Origin of the sequence: Streptosporangium sp. LJ11 (assembly GCF_051918945.1) — a bacterium.
Classification (GTDB): Bacteria; Actinomycetota; Actinomycetes; order Streptosporangiales; family Streptosporangiaceae; genus Streptosporangium.
On sequence record NZ_JBPXMB010000028.1, the window covers coordinates 12,146 to 37,758 of the forward strand.

The window sequence follows — 25,613 nt, forward strand, 5'->3', positions numbered from 1 at the left end:
CACCTGAACAGCCGACAGACGATGGAGCGTCCCAAACCGGCCAAGCCATTCGGGACGCTCATTCGAGGCGCCTGCGGTTAGGACAAGATCTCCGCTCGCAGCACCTCGTCACGCAAAGCGCGGTGAACCTCAGCGGAGTCGGCGTTGTAGCTCGTCTGGCGTCGAAGCTCCTTGCGCACCGCATCGACCACCACTTCCGACAGAAGCACCTGCGCCAAGGACTTCGGCGACGTCGCGGCGCGGGCCCTCCACAGGTCATCCATCAACCGGCGCTTGAACGACTCCTTGGTCAGGTAGAAGAGCCCATCAACCTTGGTTGCCAAGCTGGCGTCTCCAAGAAGGTCGACCTCAAGGGCAAGATCGATGACCACGGGAAGGCCAGCGGTCATGTGGTATGCCTGCCAGACTTGTCCGTTGGACAGGATCATCCACTCGACGCCCTCGTTGACGGCGTACATCTGTACTTGGCGCAGGTGCTTGGTGTTGAGCTTCTGGCTGCACCGCTTCACCTCGATGAAGGCGACCAACTGCTTGTCGATGCGGATGCCATAATCAGCGAACTCACCCTTGACCTGGTACTCAGTGGTGAGGTCCTCGTACTTGTCGTAGCCCAGCCCTTCGCACAGGAAGTCTGTGATCAGAAGCCGCGTGTCTCCTTCGTTGGCATCACGGGCCACCAGATCGGCCAGCGGCTTGGAGTAGCGGCGCACGGCCGTTCGGACTCGGTCTCGTGCGTCGGTCTCCCATTTGGGAACTGCCCGCGCAGCGGGAGGCTTCTTGCCGCCGGAGCTGTCGGTCTTTTTCGCGGTACCGGGGGGGTTGGAGACCTGCTCTTCTCCGACGATCACCTGTGCCGACTGCTCACTCATGCGCTCACCTGCGGATCTAGTAGGGACAAGCAGGTTATTCATCCAAGATAGATCAACTCATCCTGTAATTTTCAATCGATACACAAACGACTCATTCCGCTACACAGGAAACCCCTAAACATGAACAACTTCTCAAGACACCTAAAATAGACATTTATGCATAATTCATACCTAACGCGCGCGCCCCGTCTACGCTAGTCCGAGATTACGGAGCGTCGAAAAAGCATATTTGGTCCTACCTAGTAGCGATCGCTGAGGATTCAATCGGCAACGCCGACTTTAATGAGCTAAGTCCTCTCTAACCCATACGACCTTCTGACGCTCCTATGTCAAGCGGCTGCATCGGCAGCTTGTGGCGGGGTGGCGAGTCGGGCTTCAACGTCGGTGATCATGGTGCGATAGACGACGTCTGACAGGTGCCGCTTGAGGACGCACCGCCCGCCTGGCGGTGTTTCGCTGGATCACCCGCTACAACACGGTCAGACGGCACTCCCGTCTCGACCAAATGAGCCCGATCGACTACGAGAAGACGGCAGATAACCTGAAGGCTGCCGCCTGAGATCGGTGTCCACATTCAGGGGAAACCCCCGTGTTTAAGCGGTTCCTGCCGGGTGGTGTTCGCTGATCAGGGCTTTGCCGGGCGGCTGGTGGTCTGGGCGCGCGAGGTGCTGGGCATCGTCGTGCACATCGTTGCCAAGCCCGCCGACCAGCGGGGTTTTCGGGTGCATGCCAAGCGGTGGGTGGTCGAGCGGGCGCTAGCGTGGTTGATGATGCATCGGCGACTGGTGCGTGACTACGAGCGTCGGCCACCGATCAGCGAGGCGATGATCAGGTGGGCGGCGATCGGTACGCTGCTACGGCGGATCATCCGGGGGTGTCCCGCTCAGCGGCCCGGACCACGGCCACTCGAACAGCTCCGCTCAGGCCGATGACCCTCCGTCCTCAGAAGGCGCGGAGCCGACTCAGTAGCTCTTGCGCGGGTCGGCTGTCTGCCTTGAACCCGACGAGATCGCGCTGGCCGCTGGGGGGTGAGAAAAACAGCGCGTTGTTGCATTCGAAGCAGAAGGCGATCTCGAACAGAAGGTGATCCGCGTCGTGGGCTCGGATCCCGTAGCCGGGTCGGAAACAGCGCATCCTCTCGCCTGCCGGCAAGCTGGCGACCAGGTCGAGAAGCTCGATGGCGTCCGAGTCGCGCCAAGTGCCGACGATCGTTCCGGGAACGCTGGTCCAACGGTGCGAGTTGGAGGAGTCCTCGATCCGGACGCATTCAAGTCGCTGGGTCCGTGTGTAGGCCGTAGGCAGGAGCATCAGGCAAGGATGTCAGCACCACTCACTGGCCGCCCTGGAGCCGCTGAAGTCTTCGATCACCCCTCAAACACCTACTTAGCTTTCCCGTCCAAAGGTTGGGCCTTACAACTGGTTCAAGAGTCAGGCTGGTGTTGCGGACTCGGTGCTGGAAAGATTCCGGCAGCATGACCGTCCGCTTTTCAGCCAGCGGTCTTTCGCGGGCGCCTGGCGGTGTTCCGCCTCGTTGGGAGGAACGGAACGGTGTACATCGACGCCGGCGGATGCCCGATGTCACTTAAACAGGATTTTGATTTCCGCAAACAATAAATTGAAACACCAGCGCGCCGCAAATCCCGTCCGTGCGACTACGATCTAACGTGATCCAAGTCGGTGGTCGGCAGCGGAGGAAGGCCCATGACGGAGTTCGATCGGGGCTTGTCGCGGACGGCCAGTCACCGCTTCGGCGGTTTTCGGTGCCGGAAGGCATGCGCGTCATCCCTCTGGATGCCTGATGGCGCTCTTTGTCAGCGATTCGCACCTAGGGCGGGAAGGAAGACAGGCAGGTCGCTCTACAGTTTTCTGACTGGGCTTCCTGGTGTGCTGTTTCGAATTCTTCTCGTTGTCGCGATCGGCGTTTTCGCTGTTGGCGCCTGCGGGAACGGTGAGGACAGCGATTTGGACCACCGTCCTGGTAATCCGGACCTAGAGGAGCCCGCGCCGCAGAATCCGGATCCGCCGAGGAATCCGGATCCAGAGGAGCCCGAGCCGACGAATCCGGATCCAAAGGAGCCTGAGCCGTCGAATCCGGATCCAGAGAAGCCCCACTCGCCTGCGCCGCCGGGGCTGGAGAATTCATGATCTGGCGGCTCCGCCTGGCCGGGAACAGCATTATTCAGTGACGGCGAAGGATGCGTGGCGAGAACCGAAAGGCCCGAAGCATGTCCGATTCGAAGCGAGATACGGTCGATGCAGCAGGGGAAGCCGAGGACAGCTCCGGTAGGTCAGGTAATGTTCCGGACTCCCGAATCGGTTTCAGTATCGCGTTTCGCTACCTCGGCACAGTTGCGGCGCAGAGCACCGTACTGGCCGCGCTTCTCTTCTATTTCGGATGGGTCCGCACGAAGGCGACCCTGGGATACTTCGGCATAACCGGAGATCTCGCCGAAATTTCCGCCACGGAATATGTTCTACGCAGCGTCAGATTGACCTTTAAGGTGCTGATCACCACAGGCGTGATCGCATTGATCGCGCTTTTCGTGCACAGTGCGATCCTGGCCCCATTTCTGGCGGGGCGCGAGGTGATTATTAAGGCCATTAGGATTTGCGCTATTACTGTCGGGCTCCTCGCGTTCTGCACCGGCTATTTTCTTTATGTGACTAATTACACCAAAAACGTCCAGTTTCTTCCGATTTTGCTGGCAGTCGGGGTGATACTGGTTGGCTGCGCGATGCCTTCGTGGGTTTGGGCGCGAAGCGGCGCTACGACAGGGCGGGCGATCCTGATCGCCTTCCTCTTCCTCATGGCGTTCTGGGCAGTTGCCTCGTACGCGCCGAAGCTTGGATGGCAGACGGCATTGGAGACGCGTCGCGACTTGCGGACCCGCGTGGACGTGTTCAGTGACAAGTCGCTGGATCTGACCGGCCCAGGCGTCACGTATTCCCTGCTTCCGACGGGCGGACGTTTTCGGTATCGCTACACGGGCATGTTGCTGCTACTGTATTCCCATAAGCGATATTTCCTGCTCCCGGACGGCTGGAAACGGCGTCGTGATCCGGTCTATCTATTAGAAGAGGGGCCCGGCGTTCGCGTGGAGTTTCGAGCTCGCTGATCCCGCTGGCGAACGGCCCCGGAGATGCTGCCCCCTTGAGCCTAATCGCCTACTGCAGGTTGATTCGCGACCTTCACAAGCACGTCAATCTGCCGAACCTGGGGTGTTGGTAAGATTCGCGCCATCAGGTAGATGCGATCGCGTTGAGCCTGTTCGCCAGCTCCTGCCACTGGCTGGGTCGACCTGACAGGGCGTCCTTCTCCCGAACGTGATCCCAGCCGCCATGTAGCGATGAGGTCTTGTTCTCGGAAGGTGCTGAACTGGGGGCTTCAAAGCGGAATTGCGCGTTTGCCGGAAATCAGCAGCATCTTTGCTTTCGAGAGCACTAGCTTCTCGGATCCCACTGATCTGCCCGATCGATCTACTTTGGGGCTGGAGCCACCTTCGGGAAGAGGACGCCTTATAAGGGTGTCACTCTGGCGACCTCGCGTAATCAACTGTCGCCTATTCGGCGAACTGGGCCGAGGACGTTGCTGACCTCGTCCAGGTGCTCCGCATCAACGCTGGTTGACGATATTCGGCCTGCAGGATTTTGAGGGCCGGGGTTGGTTCCGGCGATTCGACGGTTGTCAGAGAGTGAGTTGGCGGGGGTGGGTGATCTCCTGGGCTGTGGTGACCGCCGCTTCCCTACGGGCCAGCGGGTCGGCGTCGGCGAGGGTGTCGAATGACAGCCGGGTGAGGTCTTCGATGCGCCGGATCGGTACTTGGTAGGTCTTGTAGGCGCCGTAGGAGAACTCCGCGGGAGCGGCTTCCAGGCCATTGAGGAGGTGGTCTTGGCTGAGCAGATAGCCGGTGGCCGACAGCTCGCCGTTCTGCTTAGCCATCGCCACGACTTTCCAATACTGGCGGGGCAGGTGGATGCCGCGGTAGGGGTCGTCGTCGGCCGCCAAGACCGGGCCGGTGAAGACGGTGGCTTTCAGGTCGCAGGTGTCGGCGGCATCCAGGATGTAGTCCTCCAGCCCGGCCCAGGTGGTCTGGTTCTGGTTGAAGTCTTTGTGCTGCGGGGTGCAGTTGGTGAAGTGGAAGGTGTCGTCGTTGCCAGCTTTGGCTACCGCGTGGTCAGCCCCCCACGCTGGATCCAGGCGGCGCACCAGGTGGCCGCGGTCCAGGGGGTTGTCGCGGTAAACCGCTTCTCCGGCCTGCTCACTCTCAGAGAGGCGGGGGTCAAAGATCCACCGGTCGGGGTCGCGGCGGATGCGCCGACTGGTTGCGCCGTCGATGTTGACCGCGGTGAAGAAGGCCAGCCGCCGCTGCCGGTTCATCACCACGCTGAAATGGTGATAGTTCAGCACGTGCGCCCGCCCATCGCTCGCCTGCCCGTCGACGTGCCGGTTGAGCGCCGCCAGCGGGACAAGATCGGGGTGCAGGGCGGGTAGTGGTACCCGATGCCCACCTGGCAGAAAGTCCGGGTCATAGCCGCGGCGGCCGGCGTAGTCCGGGTCGATCTGGATCGCCTCTGGCGCCGCCGCTGTGGCCGGGTCGGTGGCGTCGACCGGTTCGCCGCGCAGCCGGATGTCGAAGGGGACGGTCAGCGTCAGCGTCAGCGGCACCTGCCCGGCGGCCGCCCGCCCTGCTGCCTCTACCTGCTTTACGGGCTGGGCGGGGCGGGTGAGCGGCCCACCGACCGAAGCGGACGAAGCCGGTGGGGCGGGCGAGAGGCTGATGCGTTCGGTGAACATCCGGCCGACCAAAGCCTGCTGGTCCGGCGGCAACGACTGGCAACGCAAGAAGGCCAGCAGCCGACTGACCCGTACCCCTTCGTTGATGACGCCGCCAAGCCCGTCGTGGCTGGCGGCGGGCACGCCGGCGTGGTGCAGGGCCACGATCTCCCACTGATCGTTGAAGACCGGGGAGCCGGAGGAGCCGGGCTCGGTGTCGGTCTGGTAGTGCAGGAACAACTCCAAGACGTCGACGATCCGGTTCTCCCGCAGCGCGACTTGTTTCTTCTCCCCGCCCGGATGCTGGACGATCGTGACGAAGTCACCGACGATGGCCTTGCCCTCGGTAGCCACCAACCGGTTGAACCCGAACCGGGCCAGCTCGCCAGGGTCGGCCTTCACCGCCACCAGCGCGAAGTCCAGCTCTTGGTCGGCGACGAAGAACCGGTCCGGATCCAGGGAGAAGCCCTGCAGCGGGAGTGGCCGTCCGTCGATACCGTCTTGATAGTCGAACTCCACGCCGCTGCGGCCGGCCGTAGTGGCGTCGGTGAGCACGTGGTGGTTGGTGAGCAGCAGGTGCGGGGAGACCAGCGATCCGGTGCCGTAGCCACCCAGCCGCCCGCGCGCGTCACGGACGACCACCCGCCCGACCGCCCGCGCCGCCGCCGCCCCGCCTTCCAAGTAGCTGACAGGCAGCAGGTCGTTGGTTTGGATGATCCGCTCCAGCACCGCCGCCGCCGCTGCCACGGCCGCCGGTTCGGCAGCGGTGATCGCCGCAGGGTCAATCGGGCGGATGTCGCGGTAGTGGTGGCTGAGCCGATCGATGCGAGTGGCCACCCTCACCGGCTCATCAGCCCGGGCGATGCCGCCCGGCTCGGCAAGTATGGCGATCTTCCGCCGACGCTGCTGGCTCCTGTCGGCCACCCGCGCTGCCACATCCTCCTGCACCCCGGCGGACGGTCCTTCCGAACCCATGCCCCACCCCATTCCGCCCGTCCTCGGTCGACCGCCGTCACTTTGCCGACGGGGGCGTTATTCCCCGGCTGGGATCACGTAAGTCTCCCCGAACCGGATCGGTTGGCTGTGGCGGTGTGCGCCGAACCGAAAAACAGGCCACCGACTATCCCCAGGTCAAACCAGATCTAGCGGCTTATCACACACTTTTTAACATCACTCCGATTTAGCCGGACCCTGCCCTGCTTCGATCCTGTGCTTTTCATCCTGTTTCTAAGCTGGAACGAAGAGCCGGAAGGATTCATCGGGGGAGATGAGATCATGAGCGGCGAATCCATAGCAGACGTGGTCCTCGAGGGCGGAGGAGTCAAAGGGCTCGGCTTGGTAGGGGCGCTGTCCTCACTGGACGCGCATGGATACCGGTTCGGTAGTCCGGGCCGAGTGGCGGGCACTTCCGCAGGCGCGGTGGTCGGATCACTCATAGCGGCAGGGCTGCCGATCCGTGAGGCCGTGAGACTGACACAGGAGACCGATTTCAGCGCTTTTTGTGACAGCCCGTGGTTTAGCTCGTTGGGCCGCGGACTTTCCATGATCACCAAGCTCAGCCTGTATCGCGGGGACCATCTACACAAGTGGATCAGTGACAAGCTCGAACAATGCGGTGTGCGGACTTTCGCCGACCTCCGCCTGGACGACCCGGGCAGCGACCTGCCTTCCCAGCGCGCCTACAAGCTCGTGGTGATCGTGTCGGACGTGACCAACCGGCGCATGGTACGACTGCCCTGGGACTACCACCACTACGGACTCGACGCGGATGAGCAACTGGTCGCCGACGCCGTTCGCGCCTCCGCAGCGATCCCCTTCGTGTTCTCTCCCGTCCAGCTCTCAGGTCCCGGCGGGCGCTCGGCGATGCTCGTGGACGGGGGGCTGCTCTCCAACTTCCCCATCACGGTCTTCGACCGGCAGGACGGCACACGACCCCGATGGCCCACGTTCGGAATCAAACTCTCCGGTCCCCCGTCCGAGCCATGGCACGCGGAATCTCGCCCGATCCGCAGCCCGTTCGGGCTCGCGATGGCGTTGATCAAAACGATGATCAACGCTCACGACCTTTACGCGCTGGGCGAGCCCGCCGTACGGGACCGCACGATCTTCGTCAACACCGGCGGAGTCGACGCCATCGACTTCAGCCTCGATCCCGCTGGCAGGCGGACGCTGTTCGACAACGGAAAGCAGGCCGCCGAGGAATTCCTGACGACATGGTCCTTCGCCGAATACCTGGACAGGTACCGGCACCGGGCCGCTGTCAGCCGGGTCTGAGAGCGTCTGCGGGAAACGAAACCGACCGAGTCTGGTTCGACCAGTTCACGGCCGCGCTGGGCATGGACTACGGGCAGCGCCGCGTCGTCGTGCCGGTTGACCAGGCCGACCCGGCGCTGTTGTACCCGGGGTCGGCGGCTGCCGGAACCGAGCGCGTGAACAAGGCCCGGTAGTCCTCTAAGCTTCGCTTTTAACCCGGTGATGGGTGGTTCTCGACGTAGAACGGCCACCGCGCGATGCTCCGAGTACGACCAAGTGCCCGGAGGTGTGTGGTGGCCGTCGTTTCGAGTGTGCTCTTACCCAGCCCATCTCGCCAAGGGCTGGCCCGCCTGACGACGTTTCGGCAGGAGCTGATGAGCTGCTTCACCCGTCGCTCGGACGCGCTGTTCGAGCTCGCCGATGCCGTGCTGGCCGCCGGGCCGGTGGCCTCGTTGCCGTACCTGTCGCTGGATCCCCTGCACCGGCGCGGACACGGCAGCGGGTATGCCGCGCTGGCCAAAGGGCAGATCAACACCGACGCCCTGCGGGATCTGCCGGCCAGGCAGTTGGCTCAGCGACCTGCGGTGTTCGCCATCGACGTCAGCTGCTGGGCGCGTAGCGACGCCGAATGCTCACCTGACTGCGGGTTCTACTACCACCCCACCCGACACTCGGCGGACAAACCGATCATCGCCGGGTGGGCATTCTCCTGGCTGGCCGCCCTGGAGCTGACGACCAACTCCTGGACTGCTCCGCTGGATGTGGTGCGCCTGCTGCCGGGCACGAACATCAACGATGCCGCGGCCACCCAGATCCTCCACCTGCTGCCGCACCTGCCCGACCCCAGCGGGCGGCTCCCGTTGTTCGTCTTCGACGGCGGCTACGACCCGGTCCGGCTGGCCCTTGCCCTAAAGGACGCGCCGACGCAGCTGCTGGTGCGGATCCGTTCCGACCGCTGCTTCTACGCCGATCCGCCGCCCGCCGAGGTGGGCGCCCGTGGCCGACCGCGCCGACACGGCAGGAAGTTCACCTGCGCCGACCCGGGCACGTGGCCGATCCCGACGGCCGCTCTCACCACCACAGATGCGCAGTACGGCACCGTGACCGTGCATGCCTGGAGCGGGCTGCACGCCAAAACCCAGCAGCATGACGGGCACGGCAGCCGTGGTCCGCGCCCGATCGTGGCCGGCACCGTGGTTCGGCTCACCGTCACCGCGCTCCCCGGCCGCACCCGCAAGCCCGCCACTTTGTGGCTGTGGTGGCACGGCCCCACCGGTTGCCCTGTGGACCTGGATCTGCTGTGGCGCTCTATGTGCGGCGGTTCGACCTCGAGCACACCTTCCGCTTTTGCAAGCAGACCCTGAACTGGACGCTGCCCCGGCCTCGCACCCCCGAACAGGCCGACCGGTGGACCTGGCTCATCATCGCCGCCTACACCCAGCTACGCCTGGCCCGCGGCCTCGTCACCGACCTGCGCCTGCCTTGGGAAAAACCGCTACCCGCCCACCGATTAACGCCCGGACGCGTGCGACGCGCATTTCGCTCCGTTCACGCGGTAGTAGGCACCCCCGCCAGCCCACCACAACCCTGCGGGCACTCCCCGGGCCGCCCACGCGACACCATCCGCGGACCTGCTCCCCGTCACCCGGCCATCAAAACGACCAACCGGACGGCCTGACATCCAACACCGGGTTAAAAGCGAAGCTAAGAGCGCCTAACAGAATGAGTTCGACTGTGCTTTGATCTCTCGCTGTAGTGACGGTAGGGGTGGCAGGTGGCGCGGCCGAAGCCGTGGGAGGTCAGCGACGAGTTGTGGGCGGTCATCGAGCCGTTGCTGCCGAAACACCGGCGTCGGACCCGCTGGCCGGGGCGTAAACGGCTCGATGACCGTCTGGCTCTGCAGGGCGTGTTGTTCGTGCTGCACACCGGCATCGCCTGGGAACACCTGCCGCAGGAGCTGGGTTACGGCTCGGGCATGACGTGCTGGCGGCGACTGAACGAGTGGCACAAGGCAGGTGTCTGGCAGCGCCTGCACGAGGTGCTCCTGGCCCGGCTGCGCGCCGCCGATGCTCTCGACCTCTCCCGGGCCGCGGTGGATTCTTCGCAGATCAGGGCGTTAAAAGGGGGGCGCAGACCGGTCCGTCCCCGGTCGATCGAGGACGGGCCGGCAGCAAGCACCACCTGATCACCGACGCCACCGGCATCCCGCTCACCGTCATCCTCACCGGAGGCAACCGCAACGATGTCACCCAGCTTCGCCCGCTCCTGGAGGTGATCCCGAAGGTCCGTGGCAAGCGTGGCCGTCCACGGCAGCGTCCCGACGTCGTTCTCGCCGACCGGGACCATGACCATGACAAGTACCGCGATCTGGTCCGTGAGCTGCAGATACGTCCGCTGATCGCTCGCCGGGGCACTGGACACGGCTCTGGCCTGGGCAAACACCGCTGGGTCGTGGAACAGACGTTCGCCCTGTTGCACGCCTTCCGCCGTCTGCGCATCCGCTGGGAGGCCCGCGCCGACGTCCACGAGGCCTTCCTCAGGCTTGCCTGCGCACTCATCTGCTGGCGACGCCTCAACTCGTTGCGTTAGCAGCTTTAAGCGGCAAATCGCGCGTCCGCACTGTTCGCAGGGAGCTGCCATGTGTAGTTCGTCTGGGTTCTCGTTGAACCCCCTGCAGGCCTCATAAGCGATTTCAGTCTGGCTGCCACTGAGCACTTCATTACGAGTCAACGGCATGTCCCAGGTCGGCAGCCTCATGCCCTGGTCAGATGGTAGATACGGGTCGGTAGCGTGTGCTCGTGTAAGGCAGTGTTGCTGTACGGGCCTGCTGTACAGCACTCCTCGTCGGGCTGCGGCACGGCCGCTCAATCATGGCTGACTGTGCAGGATCTCCATGGCCTTAAGCACGTCGGTAGCGACATGATCCGCGCTGTGATCGTGGTCGGCCCAAGTACCTCGGTCGATCCAGATCGTACGTAGCCCGGCCGCCTGTCCCCCGCCGATGTCGGCAACGAGGTTGTCACCGACCATCCATCCCCCGTCTTCGAGGGTTATGCCACAGCGCCGGGCCGCGACCTCGAACAGACCGATGTCGGGCTTACGGATGCCTTCGAGTCCTGAGAGCGCATAGGCGTCGACGGCCTCGGCCAGTCCTGTCCGCTGGATCTTGCCGAGCTGGTTGTCCGCGGTGCCGTTGGTGACGATCGCCACCTTCCGCCCCGACGCGCGGAGTTGAGACAGCCCGTCCATCACCTCGGGTCGACAGTGGACGAGGTACGGCATGCGCTGGCGGTAGCGGCTCCACAGTTCGTCGACCGGCTCGGCCAAGGCGAAACGGTCCCGGACCTTGCTGAAGAAGACCTCACGGTGCGGGTAGCTGGCTCGATCGAGAGCGATCAGCCAATCAACCGCCTCGCGATCTAAGTCGTGTTCCTCGGCGAACTTTCCGGCCCATACCTGAAACGCCTCATCTAGGTTGACGAGCGTGTTGTCCAGGTCGAAGAGCGCGAGCCTCTGCACGGCTGCCACCATACCCGGGGCATTCCTCGCTCCGAGTGTGCTTGGCCGGCGAGATCACGAGGTCATCCGGTGGCAAGGGGACCCGTACCGCAGGCCGCAAGGCCCGAGGACCGGAAGCCCCGCGGCAGCTCCAAAGAGCATTGCTTTAGTCTCCAATCTCCCCCTGGTGGAGGAGGCCATTCAGGAGAGCGATCGCTATTCCGTCAGGATCACCGCTCTGACGTGCCGATACAACAAGCAACGTAATCACTCTGCTCTTAATCATTCCGTACATGTCCCGAAGTGAGGGAACTACCTGATATGCCCCGGATCTCCAGTGTGTTCACTGCCAGCGTCAACGACGTTCCGTCCTGTTTAGATCCTCCGGATACTGTGGTCTCCAGCGAAGCAGTCCTCCGCACTCGATCACTTCCTGTGTGACGCGTACCCTCCCTATCTGGGTACGTAGGGAGCTTAGGGTGAAGTGGGTATTCCGCTGCGGCCAGCATGGCCGCGTCACCGCGTCTATGAGCTGCTTAAGCGTTTCAGCCCTGGGCAACTGCTTGAGGTAGCGGAGAGACGTCATGTGCATGTCCGGCACTGGCAGCTTCCCTGCATATAGCTGCTGCGGTGTCCCCACGGCCCAGAACCAAGTGATCTGCTTGAAATCAGGCCACCCCGCTGGAAGAACTGGTGCCACCTCCGAAGCCAAGAGTCCTGATCGGAGACCATCAAGCTGGCGGGCAGCACTCAGGATGATCTCGGAGGTTTTCATGGATTCCTTCAGAGTATGTGCGTCAATAGGCCACTTGACCTCCACACACAGACCTACGCCCGCCGAAGGATCGATGGCCACCAGGTCTAGATCACCAGCGGTACTACCGTTCGGCCTTTTGACCTTAACTCCCTCCGCCACCTGCACGTCGGGAATCTCGCGAACCAGTTCCCCCCACTCATTGGCCCGCTTGCCGAGCTGTTTACCTACCTTGCCGAAGCGGGAAGGGTTGGCGGCGACGGCTCGTAGCAACAATCGCTCAATCCCGATCGGGTTGATGAGAGCTGGGCAAATAATGAGCTTGTCCTCGCAGGGAATCAACGGAGCCGCCAGCGGGCTAACACCCGGACGGAATGTAAGTAGATCGACCATCTCCTGAGCTACGTCAAGATCCGCCCCGTCCTCAACAGTCTCCACTAACTTGGCGGCGATCTCGTCTCTAGGAAGCCACGCTAGCGTGGGACCGGTATGACCGGTGAGCGCAGCGCAGACGTCCAACACATGGCACATGCCAACCAGACTCGCCCAGTGCTGAACAACCACTCCCATGTTGAGCCGACCTCCCAGAGAAAAGCCAGACGGAAGTTTCCCTTCCGGTAAGGCCTTTCGGTAGGCTTCGACCTCTTTTAGGGCCCATCGGGTTGCCGCCCTCCTGACTGTGAGAGGAATCCCCCTCACGGGCTTCGCGGAAGTAAGGCTTAGGACCCACCGGTCGATCTCTGGAACGCGGTGGTTCGAACTGTTCCGCGGAATCGTCAGCAGTTCCAGATACATATCAGCCACTTCGATGGACGGATCCTGCGTGATGGCTAGGCTGAAACCGCCCGACGACTTGGTGACCGAGAATCCGCCGACGCTGAGGGTTGTTTCAAGTCGTTCGATCACGTCGAACGACTCAGCCATGTCCACAGCCTGAGCGGCGTCCTTGCGAGAACAAGATCCATTACCGAGTGGGAATTCGGTGTTCCAGCGAATCAATCGTTTGAAAGTCCTCGTCCACAGTGCCGAGTTCTCCGTGACATGCGGATCCCTAAGACGCAGTGCCTCCTTGTGCCGCTTGCGTGCCGCCTCCTGGAGGAGGATATGGATTCGATCCGTTCCGGCCATCCATGCCGGCAAGCCCGAGACGACGCGATGGCGTCCCCGTAGGTACTCCCTAAGCTCCTCCTGAGCACTTTGCATACGTCATATTTCGACACACGGGGAGATCGCGGGCAACTTATTACCGAGATTGAAGCCTGGGAGTTAGATCATCGAGGGTGATTCATGACCCTTTGATGACTTTGTGTTCGGTATGACGGAGTTATGAGGTATCCCGAAGGCGGTGGACTGACCGCCCGAGACAGAGCACGACGTGAGGCGGTGCGGCTACGCGCGGCGGAGATGTTCTCGCACGGAACGTCGCAGGCCCAGGTGTCCGTCCTGCGGAGGGGAACCTCAGCTGGGGGCTGTCAGCAGCGTGAACTGTGTCCGCACGTGACGACGAGGTGAGCCGGTGTGGCGGCCAAGACCATGATCCGCAGCTCTAGGGTGCTCGAAGTGTCATAGAAGCGTTGCGGTACCGGGCCGATGGGGAAGCAGCACACAGACTGGCACCCGGGCTGGCAACTCTGGCGGATATGACCAATCGCACACTTTGCGGAAGTCGAGCGTGCCACCAGAGAACTTCGCTTCGTCGAAAACGATCGTCCCACCGGAGAACCGGGCGCCATCGAAGCCAACCGTGCTGCCAGAGAACAGTGCGACGCTGAAGTGGATCTTGCTTCCGCAGAACCTTACGTAGTCGAAGTAGATCGTGCCGCCGGAGAACGTCGCATCGTCGAAGGTGATTGTGCCGCCGGAGAACGTCGCCTCACCGAAGTCGATCCCTCCACCGGAGAACTCTGCATGATCGAAGGTGACCGTGTCATCGGAGAACTTCGCGCCGTTGAAGGCGACTCTGCCGCCGGAGAACTTCGCGCCGTCAAAGGCAATCGTGCCGCCGGAGAACTTCGCACGATTGAATCCGACCATGCCGTCGGAAAACCGTGCCTCGTCGAAGCAAACTGTGCCGCCGGAGAACTTCGCGCCGTCGAAGGTGACTGTGCCGCCGGAGAACACCGCGCCGTTGAAGTAGACCGCGCTGCCGGAGAATACCGTGTCGCTGAAGTACACCGCGCCGTCGGAGTAGACCGTGTCGCTGAAGTAGACCGCGCTGCTAGAGAACACCGCGCGCTGGAAGGTGACCGTGCTGCCGGAGAACACCGCGCCGCTGAAGTCGCCGCCGTCGAAGACGACTCCGGTGAAGTCGAAGTCGTGGCCCTGCCAGGAGGCGGCGGACTCCTTGCGCAGGTGGGTGGTAATGACGCGGATGATGGTGTGTCGTACCTCGCGCAGGCCAGCGAAGACCAGACGTTCAGCTGGGTCACCGTCGCCATGGTCGCCGGGGTCAGAGACGTAAGGTATGCGCAGGTAGGCGCACAGAACGTCGATCATCGTCTGGCGCAGCTCGCGGGTGGGTGCATCGTCAGCCAGCCCAGCTAGAGCGTGGACCCCACCGAGCTGGACGGCCGGGGAGGGATCGCCGAGTTGGGCGACCGCGGCGGTGAAGCGGTCGGTGAGTTGGCCGCGTTCGGTCAGCTCGTGGGTACGCCGCTGGCCTTGCTCGGTGAGCTCGAAGATACGCAGTTGTGCCTGCTCGTTGAGGTCGGCTGAACGGCGGGCCGCTTCCACACCATCATGGGCGGCCTGAGCGCTGCGCCGGGCCGAGGCGGCGTTGGCAGCGGTGTAGTAGATCGCCGCAGCAGCCAGCAGCCCGGTCCCAATGGACAAGACGCGGTTGCGAACCGCATCCAGCGCCTCGGCCAGTTCCTTGCCCCGCAGCCCGGTCACACCATCGATGTGCTCCAGCACCCACGCCGCCCCCGGGCCCAGCACCCAGGCCAGCACCGCGACTAAGACCACACTAAGCACCGTGAGCACGAACCGGGGGAAACCTGGCCACCACCTCATGCCCTCCAGGTTGATCGGTTCGTGCGGCCTCCACGTCGCGGTGGCCATCAGCGATGACCAATCGTGACCGGCCGCCGTGCCCGGTCGGCGGTTGCCGAATACGCGCATGGCCACCGGCACCTCGAAAAGCCCCTAACTCACGTCAAGCATCCCCGGGCCGGTCCATCGCCACTTAATCAACGCTCGAACGCTAGCATCTCCAGGGCAAGGCCCATAAAGTGTCTGTCCGCTGACAGCTGGCTGTTCTGTTATCGCAGGCAAGAGCGACCGTCCGCTTTTCAGGCGGAGCGATCACCCTGCTGCACCCGACCGGCACGAGGTCAGAAGGCCGTGGACGGCTGCTGACGTATGCCTGTGGTGGCCGATGTTGTCGTCACTGTTGTCGTCAAGTGGATCCGTCCGCTCATCGGCGGGCAGGAGGACGCCTCCCGCGAGATTGCAACTGATTGACCAGAAAACTTCCCCTGATGCACTTCGCATAGAGCTACTCCCCTCTCCGCTCGGACTGCCCGAGGACCGATCAAGTACATAACGGACTACAGCCAGCATCGCCACAAGGACGATCCACGCTGCGATCCCGGCCGGAATTGAACCGACGGCCTGCCCGATCGACCAACGGACGGATCCATGCAGGCCAACGAGCATCAACCCTTAAAGGTTCCCGGATTTTGCTAATAAGGACAGCAGTAATCACAACGACTCAATCCTTCCCTACCTTAAGACGCACAACCTGTCAATACATATTTTCGTTATTCAAAGCGAAAAAAACCTCTAGCTGAAAGCAACAACTATCGATATGTTGCGCATGTGGCGAGAGGAAAAAAGAGTTTCATAGAAAAATACTGGGGCTACGGCGTGCTTTTAGCTCTTGTCGGCGCTTGGTGGATCGTAGACGACAGAGGAAAGATCGCCCCCTTTCTGATCGCGGGATCGTTACTGGCGATCATCTATTTTCTTTTTAGAGTTCCTCGGACATGTGGAGCCGAAGGCCGTCAAGGTCCGTGCAGAAATAATGCTCAAGGCCTTCTATTCGGTTGCAATCAGGTCCGTGAGCACAAGCGGCAAAATTTTGCTCGCCGGCTAGGGAGAGAACGGTGGCGCAGGATAAACCGAGGACTTTGGGCCACACCCAAGGATGCGGTGGCCACTCTATCCTGCTTGGGCGCAACGGGTTCAGCCCTGGCGGCAACAATGGCCGTTATCTTAGACCGCGGATAGATCTCCCTCTTAAGCCCTTTAGCACAGACTGCTACGGTGGTTACTAAATAAAAATATCCAAGCGAGTGCCGAAGCCAGCGATCGTCACGGCCTCAGCCGAACACTTCATTACGAGTTAGAACACGATCGTCCAGGATCGTTCACAGCTGTCTTCCGAGCCTGCTCAGGCGGGGCTCATGAGGTCCCTCAGTCCACGGTCGTCCAGGTCCGTCCAGACCTGTTGTTAGCACCCGCGTTAGCAAGATCGACGTTTATGTCTCTCCCACTTCCGAATTGGTCACCGAACCGCGTGCAAGATCTCCATCGCCTGCAGCACGTCCGTGACGACGTGGTCCGCCTCGTGCTCCTGGTCTGGCCAGGTCCCTCGGTCGATCCAGACCGTCCGGAGACCGGCGGCTCGTCCTCCACCGATGTCGGCGACCAGGTGGTCCCCAACCATCCATCCCCCATCGGCAAGAGTCATGCCGCACCGCCGGGTAGCGATCTCGAACAGGCCGACATCGGGCTTGCGAATACCTTCGAGCCCGGACAGCGCGTAGGCATCGACGGCCTCGGCCAGTCCCGTCCACTGAATCTTGCCAAGCTGGTTGTCCGCCGTCCCGTTGGTGACGATGGCCACCTTCCACCCTGACGCACGCAGTCGAGCCAGGCCGTCCATCACCTCTGGCCGACAGCGCACCAGGTACGGCATGCGCTTGCGGTAGCGGCCCCACAGCTTCTCGACCGACTCGGTGAGGATGAAGCGCTCACGGACTTTAGCGAAGAAGACCTCACGATGCGGATAACCTGCCTGATCGAGAGCGAGTAGCCAGTCGACCGCCTCGTGTCCGAGGCCGTACTCGTCGGCGAACTCTGCGGCCCACGTTTGAAACGCCTCGTCCAGGTTCACGAGCGTGTTGTCCAGATCGAAGAGCGCAAGCCGTTGCACAATCACCAACCCTACGGGCGAACCGTCTTCTCAACCGGCGGCCGATGTGTACTGGACCGCCCTGAGGTCGTCGACGAGGTCGGTTTTGGACTTCCTCGACCGCTCTTAGGTAACGGACTTAGAGGCGGTTCCGTGGCATCTTTTGAGTTTCTTACCTGACCCACAATGGCATGAAGCGTTCATTGTGTAGGACAGAGCACCTCGTAGGGCGGCGACGTCGGGGTGATCAGGGCCGTAGGCAGCTTCAGTGATGGCCACCGCCCGCTCAAACAACAGCACCGCCTCACCCGGCCGCCCCAGCGCGCGGAAACTGACCGCGAGGTTACCCAGCCCGATGGCGACGTCGGGGTGGTCGGGGCCGTAGGTGGCCTCGGTGATGGCCAGCGCCCGCTCAAACAACGGCACCGCCTCACCCGGCCGCCCCAGCGCATGGAAGCTGACCGCGAGGTTACCCAACCAGATGGCGACGTCGGGGTGGTCGGGGCCGTAGGCGGCCTCGGTGATGGCCAGCGCCCGCTGCTCCAACGGCACCGCCTCACCCGGCCGCCCCAGAACACGGAAGCTGCCCGCGAGGTTACCCATCCCGATGGCGACGTCGGGGTGGTCGGGGCCGTAGGCAGCTTCAGTGATGGCCAGCGCCCGCTCAAACAACGGCACCGCCTCACCCGGCCGCCCCAGAACACGGAAGCTGACCGCGAGGTTACCCAACCAGATGGCGACGCTGGGGTGGTCGGGGCCGTAGGTGGCCTCGGTGATGGCCAGCGCCCGCTGCTCCAACAGCACCGCCTCACCCGGCCGCCCCAGCGCACGGAAGCTGCCCGCGAGGTTACCCAGCCCGATGGCGACGTCGGGGTGGTCGGGGCCGTGGGCGGCCTCGGTGATGGCCAGCGCCCGCTCAAACAACGGCACCGCCTCACCCGGCCGCCCCAGAGCATGGAAGCTGCCCGCGAGGTTACCCAACCGGATGGCGACGTCGGGGTGATCAGGGCCGTAGGTGGCCTCGGTGATGGCCAGCGCCCGCTCAAACAACGGCACCGCCTCACCCGGCCGCCCCAGCGCACGAAAGCTAGCCGCGAGGTTACCCAACCGGATGGCGACGTCGGGGTGATCAGGGCCGTAGGTGGCCTCGGTGATGGCCAGCGCCCGCTGCTCCAACGGCACCGCCTCACCCGGCCGCCCCAAATCATAGAAGCTGAGCGCGAGGTTACCCAGCCCGATGGCGACGCTGGGGTGGTCGGGGCCGTAGGTGGCCTCGGTGATGGCCAGCGCCCGCTCAAACAACGGCACCGCCTCACCCGGCCGCCCCAAATTACGGAAGCTGAGCGCGAGGTTACTCAACCGGATGGCGACGTCGGGGTGGTCGGGGCCGTGGGCAGCCTCGGTGATGGCCAGCGCCCGCTGCTCCAACGGCACCGCCTCACCCGGCCGCCCCAAATCACAGAAGCTGCCCGCGAGGTTACCCAGCAAGGTGGCGACGGTGGGGTGATCGGGGCCGTGGGCAGCCTCAGCGATGGCCAACGCCCGCTGCTCCAACAGCACCGCCTCACCCGGTTGCCCCAGCGCACGAAAACTGCCCGCGAGGTTACCCAGCAAGGTGGCGACGATGGGGTGATCGGGGCCGTAGGCGGCCTCAGCGATGGCCAACGCCCGCTGCTCCAACAGCACCGCCTCACCCGGTTGCCCCAGCGCACGGAAATTGACCGCGAGGTTACCCAGCAAGGTGGCGACGATGGGGTGATCGGGGCCGTAGGCGGCCTCAGCGATGGCCAACGCCCGCTGGGCGAGATCATGGGCTCGTTGATGCTGACCTTGCACTCGGGTGAAGAGGGTGGCCTGGTTGAGGATGAGGCTGAGTTCGACAGGTTCGTCTCCGTGCCGGTTGCAGGAGACCAAAGCGTCGATGTGGGGCATCAGATCGCGCCATAACGGCCAGCCGCTAACGTTAGAGTCCGGATCGGGCGGTAGCGCCTGCCCCATCCAGATCAGGGCGGTGCTGCGCGCGACGTGCTGGCGAGGATCGTCGTAGTCAAGGCCATGGCGGATCACGGACTGGAACAGCCGGTGCATGCTGATCGTCTCAGCCTCGTCCACTCCGGACCGGGCGATCATGCTATAGGAAGCCAGTACTCCTAACGCCTCATCCCACCCGTCCTCGCCGTTTTTTGTTGCCTCATCCTGGTGATCGCCGGGCGGGAGGACTCCGAGCAGGAGGCGAGGAATGTCATCGGGGGCGTAGCAGGCCAGCACCCGCAGGAGGTGTTCGGTGGCCAGGCCGGTGCGTTGGTCGTGGTCTTGTAGTGCTGTCAAGTGGTGGTGCCACAACCGGGCCATGATTCGCTCGGCCTCGCCGCCGTGCGGGAATCGCGCGTGTATCTGCGCGGGTTCCTCGCGCAGTTGCCGCAGGTAGCGGGTAGGGCTGCAGTGTTGCTGGTGCATGTAGGCCGCTGCCTGCTCCAGCGCCAGCGGCAGATACCCCAGCTCGGCCGCGATGGTCTCCAAGTCGGCCCCCTGGTCGGGGCTGAGCGGCTGGGACTGCTCGATGATGGCGCGCATCAACTTCAGTGCCGGCACCCTGTCCAGTACGGGCAGCGCCAGGGGGGTCAGGCCCTGCCAGTAGACATCTCGCCGGGTGGTGATCACCAGGTGGCCGGCTGATAGCCGGTTCAGGTGCGGGCGGATGTCGTCGGGATCTTCGACGTTGTCTAGCACCACCAGCCAGCCGGGATGGGCCTGGAGCCAGTCCAGCGCCCAGGTGGCGGCTTGCTCGACGTCACCGACCAGACCGACCGGCGGGTGAAGCACCGCAGCTAAAGCAGCTAGGCCCTGGTGCAAGTTGCGTGGGGAGTCAGCGGTGATCCACCACGCCACCGGGTAGCGATCCTGGTAGAGGTGGGCGTACTGGCGGACCAGCTCGGACTTGCCCACCCCGCCCATGCCGTACAGCACCTGGCGCACCACCACCGGCGCCCCCTCACCGGTCAGCATCTCCCGCAGTTGTTCCAACTCCTGCCCGCGGCCGACGAACTGCCAGGCTCGTGGCGCCTCCATGTGGCGCACCGGCTCGTGGGGCCGAACATGGACTTGCCGGGCGGGAAGCAGACTGCCCGGCTCCAGACGGGGCGCATAGATCGGCGAGTGATCCCCTGTAGTGGCCTGGCCGATATCGCCTCCTGCGGCCACTGCCTTCGCACCTGATGCGGTGACCACCGCTTCCGGTGGGGTCTGCGGCATATCAAGCAGGAGTGATAGGGGACTGATCGCCTGTGGTGACCGAGCCGGTGATGTCGCGCCCGGCTGCTATCGCTCCCTTTCCCGATGCGGTAACCGTGGTGGTGACGGTGCGGCCGGTGGCGACATCAGCCTGCTCCAGCATGGCCCGCACCTGAGCGGCCAGCTCCGGATCAGCCGTCAGGAATTTTTTGATCTGGACCCGTAAGACCGCTTGAAGATCCTCGTTGTCCGGATCGGCGGCCAGCTCCGCCACCGCCTCAGGCACCTCCTGCTCGGAGGTCACGCCGAAGATGCGTTGCAGCAGCGCACGTCCCCATCCGACCGTGGCATCGGCAGCCTCTTCATTGGCCCTGGCCAGCACCGCACCGCCATAGGCGCCGACCGCCGCCGTGACGTACGGCGACACCTCCTGGGCCAGGGTCACCAGATCCCCGCTCATGCTTTCAGTCCTCCCCATACTTCATGACGACCCCTGACGGCATGCTCGTGGCATCCCTCGCCATGAACGACTCTAATCACCAAACCGCAACCAACACTGGCAAAGCGTCAACTTCGATCCACTCTGCGTTATCCAGTGGCAAGGCTCGACGAAGGAGAGCTGCGGCAGCCGATCGCCCCAACTGGCTACGGCCAGCGCCGAAGTGAGCGATCGTCACGGCCGCCACCACGACGACATCGGCAAAGAGCTTCCTCGTCTCGCAAGTTCTGTCGCCTGGTTATCGAAAGCGCGTGGGTGGCGCTGGCCGCGACCGGCCGAAGAGCCGCAGCGCGGCCAGCGACCGCCTACGCGCGGCGAGACGCCGTAGGCGGATCGCCTTTAAAGACGAACAGATAAGTTTCTTTCGATCTTGAGCGGGCTGTGTCAGGTCTTATGATCTGCGTGACAGATCGTGCTCAGGACGTGTATGACACTTCGCCGAGTGCTGGCGGAGTTGAGCGTGGTCGAGCAGCGGTATCAAGCCGTGTTGCAGGTGTCATCTGGAGCGAGCGTCACCGAAGTCGCCCGGCGGTTCGGAGTCTCGCGTCAAACGGTGCATCGGTGGCTGGGCCGCTATCGCGATCAGGGTCTGGGCGGGCTGTCGAACCGCTCATCTCGCCCGCACACCTCCCCGGCTCGAACTCCGGCCGCGGTGGAGGCGTTGATCTGTGAGCTGCGGCGTAACCATCCCCGCTGGGGTGCTCGCCGGCTGGTGTGGGAGCTGATCCGCCGCACCTGCCCCGGCCCGGTGCCGTCCCGGGCGACGGTGCATCGGGTGCTGGTGCGTCACGGCCTGGTGCAGCTCACTCCTCGGGGGCGGCGGCGCGAGGATTACACGCGCTGGCAGCGATCTGAGCCGATGCAGCTGTGGCAGATGGACATCGTCGGCGGGATCATGCTGGCCGACGGCACCGAATGCAAGATCGTCACCGGGGTCGGCGACCACTCCCGCTACTGCGTGTCCGCCACCGTGGTGACCCGGCCCACCGGCCGGGCCGTGTGCCTGGCCCTGGCCGACGCATTGGAGCGCCACGGCGTCCCCGATGAGCTGCTGACCGACAACGGCAAGCAGTTCACCGCCCGCTTCGGCCGCGGCGGAGAGGTCTTGTTCGACCGGATCTGTCGCGAGAACGGCATCACCCACCGCCTGACCCGCCCGCACTCACCCACCACCACCGGCAAGGTCGAACGCTTCCACCAGACCCCGCGCCGCGAACTGCTCGACGACCACGGCCCGTTCGACAGCATCGAGCACGCCCAGCAGGTCCTGGACGCCTTCGTCGCCGACTACAACACCCACCGCCCACACCAGGGGCTGGACATGGCCCGCCCCGCCGACCGGTTCCGGCCCCGCTGCGACGAGCGGCTGCCGCTGCGCCTGCCGGCGGACCTGCGCGCCGCAGGAGCACTTTCCGAACCTGAGACGAAACCTGAGACCGTCGCTGAGCCGGCGGCGCTGGCACCGGTGCCGGTCGAGATAGCAACGCCGGTGATGCCGGTGAACGGAATCGATCCGGTGGATCTGGCGGTGGAGTTCACGCGGGTCGTGCCGGCCTCGGGCAACCTGACCGTCTGCGGGCAGCAGTTCTGGCTGGGCACCCACCGCGCCGGTCTGACGCTCACCCTGCGAGCCGACGCCGGCATCGTCGAATTGCTGATCGCCGGGGCCCGGATCAAGAAGGTGCCGTCCCGGCTCACCGTCCAGCATCTGCGGCAGCTGATCGCCGAGGGCGGCACCCGCCTCCAACCGGCCGCCGCACCGGCCCACCCCGGTGCCAACGGTGCGGTCGAGGTGGAGCAGACCGTCAACGCCTCCGGTTCGGTCTCCCTCGGCGGCCGGCAATACCCGGTCGGCTCCCCGTTCGCCGGACGGCGGCTGACCATCCGTCTGGAGGGCGCCGTGTTGCACCTGAGTGACGGGGCCACGCTGCTGCGCAGCTTGCCCAACCCGCTCACCGGCGATCAGGCGGCCCGGCTGCGCGATGCCCGCCCCGCCGGGCCCACACCCCAACCGGCCACCGAACCGATGCGGGTGCAGCGGCGGGTCAGCAGCCGCGGCTGGATCGCCATCGCCGGACAGCGCATCGGCGTCGGCATCGGCCACGCCGCAGCGACCGTGACCGTCGAAGCAGCCGACGCCACCTTCCGCATCACCTGCGCCGGCCAGGTCATCGCCGAGGTCGCCCGCACCACCACCAAACCGATCGCCCGGTTCAAAGTCCGCAAACCCCAGCACTGACCGAAAGATCACGCCGTCGGGTAGAACTGCGTGCATGGATCCGGCGAAGCTGCAACAAGCCCTGGACGACGTCTTCGACCAGGCGCTGCTCAACCATGGCTTCACGAACTACATGCGCGACTACCAGCTCGTGATCCACGTAACTACCGACCCGCGAAGCGGGATCGCACCGGCGACGCTGCGCTACCTGTTCCGCCACTGCGTGCAAGCCACCTGCACCACCACCGTCTCGGCCGACACGTGGCGCGCGTCCCTCGATGACCGGCTCATCACCTACGAAACCGGCGTCGACCTCGACGGATACGTCTGGGGCGTCAACTGGCAGGATCTCTACCCCGGGGCCACGCTCATCACCGACTCACCGACCGCCCGACACTGGGCCACAGCCCTTGGTATCGACTTCCACGAGGTCCGAATCCAGGCCAACGCCCATGATCTGACCCTGATCTTCTCCGACCTGCAGATCGAAGAACTCCCGCCCGAATGGCAGGGACCAAACCACAACTTTCCGATTCAATAGGCATCAGAGAGCAACAGATCATCTAGCCGGAGTGTCACCCACCTCCCGAGCCGGATCTGTCGCACGGGTCCTGAGCCCTGACATCTTGAACAGGCTGACGGTCAGAGCTTCCGGCCTGCGGGTTCGGCGCTGGTCCAGACGTGTTCGAAGCTGGTCAGGTACGTCGCTGCGGTGCTGTTGGCTTCGGTATGGGTCAGGTAGATGACGGGCGCTTCGGGGGCTCGGGTGCCGTAGGCGTGCAGGTTGATCAGGAGTTCGTTGTCGGCGCGGTAGATGGAGTTGTAGAGCACCGTGCGGTGTAGCCGGAGCTCGATTCCCTTGACGTTCTGGAGTGGCCGGTAGAGGGCGTGGGCGTTTCTGACCCTGCTGGCCATGACGTCACCGCCGATGCCTTCCTCGGTGCCGCGGGTTGTCACGTGCGGGCTGTCGGGGTCGCCGAGCAGGATGCGTACGCCTACCCCGGCTTGTGCTCGGTCGGCAAGGATGCGCAGGAGCCCGGAGTCTTCGGCGAGGAACAGACCGCTGTACACGAGGATGTCGATGTTGGTGGTGGCGGACGCAAAGAACGTGCGCCAAGTGTCCGCCGGTACCGCCCACCGATGGGGATAGACAGCCTTCAATTCACTGGTGAGCCCTGAACGGTGGCGGATGGCATCGGGCCACAGGTCGCTCTCGTCGACTTCGAGAAGGTCGGCGACGGCCAGGCGGTGGCGGGGGTGGGGGATGCGGCCGGCCAGCCAGCGGGTGACGGTTTTGGGGTCGACGGTCAGGTGGGTGGCGACGTCGAGGGGTTGGAGCCGCGCGCGGATGAGGGCGTGGCGCAGGTTCTCGTTCATGGGTAGCACCTCCCGTGGCACGGTCAGTGCCTGCGACGTTAACATAAGACGTCCCTAGACGTCCCTAAGTTGCGGTGTCGATCTCCAACCCCGGAAGACGAAGCTCGTCGGCACGGGCTCCCACCCAAGGGACTACGCCCTTCACGCTGACAGGAGCACATCCATGACCACCGCACGAGAAAGACAGCGCGCCCACCAGCAGGAGTTGCTGACCCTGCTGCGCGAGCAGCTGTCCTCGCTGGAGATCACTACCGTTCTGATCGTCGACAACACCGGACAGCCCTGCCTGGAGGTCGTCGACCGGCATTTCCGGACCCGGCGGGTCTATGTCCAGACGGCGTTCCACTGGTTCTACTGGGGCGACCAGCTGGACGAGCGGACCTCCTCACTTCGCCTGGCGAGTGCGGCCAAGCGGATCTCCACCGCGGCCCGGGAAGGCTGGCGCCAGGGTGAGCAGGAGCCGCTGACCGTGGATCTGAGCAAGATCGCCGACGCGTACCGTACCTGAGTCGATGATCTCTGAGACGAGCAGGTGGCTGACCGGCGGGCTGGTCTATCCCCAGATCGCCGACCGGCTTCGCGAAAAGATCACCTCCGGCGAGTATCCGGTCGGCGGCGCTCTGCCCTCCGAGGCGGCCCTTGTCGAGGAGTTTCACGTGGCCCGCACGACCGTCCGTCGCGGCCTGGCCGTCCTGGAGAGTGAGGGGTTGATCGTCACGATGCCCGGCAAGGGGCGCGTGGTGAAGGAGGAGAGGCAGCAGGTTGGCGCGGCGGAGTATCGGTATCAGGTGATCGCGAGGGATCTGCGGGCGCAGATCCGCGGGGGCGTTCTGGCCGTTGGGGCGGTGTTGCCGAGTGAGAACGTGCTCCGGCGGCAATATGTGGCTTCGCGCAACACGGTGCGCCATGCCCTTGGTGAGCTGGAGCGCGAGGGGCTGATCGTGACCGCGCATGGCAAGGGCCGGTTTGTCCGTCCTCTCCCGGACTGAGACGTCCTGGGACG

At 64.1% G+C, this 25,613-nt stretch carries 18 protein-coding genes and 2 pseudogenes; 10 read left to right on the plus strand and 10 right to left on the minus strand.

The features are described 5' to 3' along the window. Nucleotides 1-77: 77 nt before the first annotated feature. Nucleotides 78-869 (minus strand): type I restriction enzyme HsdR N-terminal domain-containing protein, encoded by a 792-nt coding sequence (locus tag ACTOQ3_RS34130; RefSeq protein WP_440087605.1) that lies wholly within the window; start codon nt 867-869, stop codon nt 78-80. Nucleotides 870-1,305: 436 nt separating this feature from the next. Here ACTOQ3_RS34130 and ACTOQ3_RS34135 point away from each other — a divergent pair. Together ACTOQ3_RS34135 and ACTOQ3_RS34140 are read left to right on the plus strand one after the other, a co-directional pair. Further along, a pseudogene (locus tag ACTOQ3_RS34135) lies at nt 1,306-1,428 on the plus strand (IS3 family transposase); the annotation flags it as partial. Between the two features lie 52 nt (nt 1,429-1,480). Continuing rightward, entirely contained in the window at nt 1,481-1,801 is a 321-nt protein-coding gene (locus ACTOQ3_RS34140; protein ID WP_440087606.1) for a transposase, read from the plus strand. Nucleotides 1,802-1,811: 10 nt separating this feature from the next. Here ACTOQ3_RS34140 and ACTOQ3_RS34145 read toward each other — a convergent pair whose 3' ends face one another. After that, nucleotides 1,812-2,177 carry a hypothetical protein gene (locus ACTOQ3_RS34145; RefSeq protein ID WP_440087607.1) on the minus strand — a complete coding sequence of 122 codons (366 nt, stop codon included), beginning with the start codon at nt 2,175-2,177 and terminating at the stop codon, nt 1,812-1,814. A gap of 917 nt (nt 2,178-3,094) precedes the next feature. Here ACTOQ3_RS34145 and ACTOQ3_RS34150 point away from each other — a divergent pair. Then, entirely contained in the window at nt 3,095-3,985 is an 891-nt protein-coding gene (locus tag ACTOQ3_RS34150) for a hypothetical protein (protein ID WP_440087608.1), read from the plus strand. A 569-nt stretch (nt 3,986-4,554) separates the two neighbouring features. Here the strand turns inward: ACTOQ3_RS34150 and ACTOQ3_RS34155 are convergent. Further along, the gene (locus ACTOQ3_RS34155) at nt 4,555-6,618 is read right to left on the minus strand and encodes a DNA/RNA non-specific endonuclease (RefSeq protein WP_440087609.1); all 2,064 of its coding nucleotides are present in this window, start codon (nt 6,616-6,618) and stop codon (nt 4,555-4,557) included. A gap of 234 nt (nt 6,619-6,852) precedes the next feature. On the opposite strand from ACTOQ3_RS34155, the gene ACTOQ3_RS34160 reads away from it, so the two are divergent. From ACTOQ3_RS34160 to ACTOQ3_RS34170, 3 genes are all read left to right on the plus strand, one after another. Next, on the plus strand, nt 6,853-7,917 hold the full coding sequence (locus ACTOQ3_RS34160) for a patatin-like phospholipase family protein (protein WP_440087610.1): 1,065 nt from the start codon (nt 6,853-6,855) through the stop codon (nt 7,915-7,917). Nucleotides 7,918-8,270: 353 nt separating this feature from the next. Next, nucleotides 8,271-9,260 (plus strand): transposase, encoded by a 990-nt coding sequence (locus tag ACTOQ3_RS34165; RefSeq protein WP_440087611.1) that lies wholly within the window; start codon nt 8,271-8,273, stop codon nt 9,258-9,260. A 410-nt stretch (nt 9,261-9,670) separates the two neighbouring features. Further along, nucleotides 9,671-10,485, plus strand: a protein-coding gene (locus ACTOQ3_RS34170; RefSeq protein ID WP_440087612.1) for an IS5 family transposase whose coding sequence is annotated in 2 segments (ribosomal slippage) — nt 9,671-10,025 and nt 10,025-10,485 — 816 coding nt in all. Because the reading frame shifts where the segments join, the coding sequence is not laid out codon by codon here. Nucleotides 10,486-10,764: 279 nt separating this feature from the next. Here the strand turns inward: ACTOQ3_RS34170 and ACTOQ3_RS34175 are convergent. The 6 genes from ACTOQ3_RS34175 to ACTOQ3_RS34200 form a co-directional block, all read right to left on the minus strand. Beyond that, complete coding sequence (locus ACTOQ3_RS34175; RefSeq protein ID WP_440087613.1) at nt 10,765-11,415, minus strand: HAD family hydrolase; 651 nt, start codon at nt 11,413-11,415, stop codon at nt 10,765-10,767. A gap of 334 nt (nt 11,416-11,749) precedes the next feature. After that, nucleotides 11,750-13,072 (minus strand): hypothetical protein, encoded by a 1,323-nt coding sequence (locus ACTOQ3_RS34180; protein ID WP_440087614.1) that lies wholly within the window; start codon nt 13,070-13,072, stop codon nt 11,750-11,752. A 639-nt stretch (nt 13,073-13,711) separates the two neighbouring features. Further along, nucleotides 13,712-15,268 (minus strand): pentapeptide repeat-containing protein, encoded by a 1,557-nt coding sequence (locus ACTOQ3_RS34185; protein ID WP_440087615.1) that lies wholly within the window; start codon nt 15,266-15,268, stop codon nt 13,712-13,714. A gap of 1,387 nt (nt 15,269-16,655) precedes the next feature. After that, entirely contained in the window at nt 16,656-17,312 is a 657-nt protein-coding gene (locus ACTOQ3_RS34190) for an HAD family hydrolase (protein ID WP_440087616.1), read from the minus strand. Between the two features lie 99 nt (nt 17,313-17,411). Further along, the gene (fxsT, locus tag ACTOQ3_RS34195; RefSeq protein ID WP_440087617.1) at nt 17,412-20,537 is read right to left on the minus strand and encodes an FxSxx-COOH system tetratricopeptide repeat protein; all 3,126 of its coding nucleotides are present in this window, start codon (nt 20,535-20,537) and stop codon (nt 17,412-17,414) included. Between the two features lies 1 nt (nt 20,538). Then, nucleotides 20,539-20,976 carry a hypothetical protein gene (locus ACTOQ3_RS34200; protein WP_440087618.1) on the minus strand — a complete coding sequence of 146 codons (438 nt, stop codon included), beginning with the start codon at nt 20,974-20,976 and terminating at the stop codon, nt 20,539-20,541. A 493-nt stretch (nt 20,977-21,469) separates the two neighbouring features. Between ACTOQ3_RS34200 and ACTOQ3_RS34205 the strand changes: the two are divergent. Next, nucleotides 21,470-22,693, plus strand: a pseudogene (locus tag ACTOQ3_RS34205) (IS481 family transposase); the annotation flags it as partial. Between the two features lie 595 nt (nt 22,694-23,288). After that, nucleotides 23,289-23,774 (plus strand): YxiG-like protein, encoded by a 486-nt coding sequence (locus ACTOQ3_RS34210; RefSeq protein ID WP_440087619.1) that lies wholly within the window; start codon nt 23,289-23,291, stop codon nt 23,772-23,774. Between the two features lie 101 nt (nt 23,775-23,875). On the opposite strand, the gene ACTOQ3_RS34215 is transcribed toward ACTOQ3_RS34210, so the two are convergent. Then, nucleotides 23,876-24,610 (minus strand): XRE family transcriptional regulator, encoded by a 735-nt coding sequence (locus ACTOQ3_RS34215; RefSeq protein WP_440087620.1) that lies wholly within the window; start codon nt 24,608-24,610, stop codon nt 23,876-23,878. Between the two features lie 163 nt (nt 24,611-24,773). Here ACTOQ3_RS34215 and ACTOQ3_RS34220 point away from each other — a divergent pair, with 163 nt between their 5' ends. Both ACTOQ3_RS34220 and ACTOQ3_RS34225 read left to right on the plus strand, forming a co-directional pair. Beyond that, a complete protein-coding gene (locus tag ACTOQ3_RS34220; protein WP_440087621.1) occupies nt 24,774-25,118 on the plus strand; it encodes a hypothetical protein in 345 nt (114 codons plus the stop codon). A gap of 4 nt (nt 25,119-25,122) precedes the next feature. Continuing rightward, nucleotides 25,123-25,599: a GntR family transcriptional regulator gene (locus tag ACTOQ3_RS34225; RefSeq protein WP_440087622.1), complete on the plus strand. Its 477-nt coding sequence runs from the start codon at nt 25,123-25,125 to the stop codon at nt 25,597-25,599. The last annotated feature ends 14 nt before the right edge of the window (nt 25,600-25,613 follow it).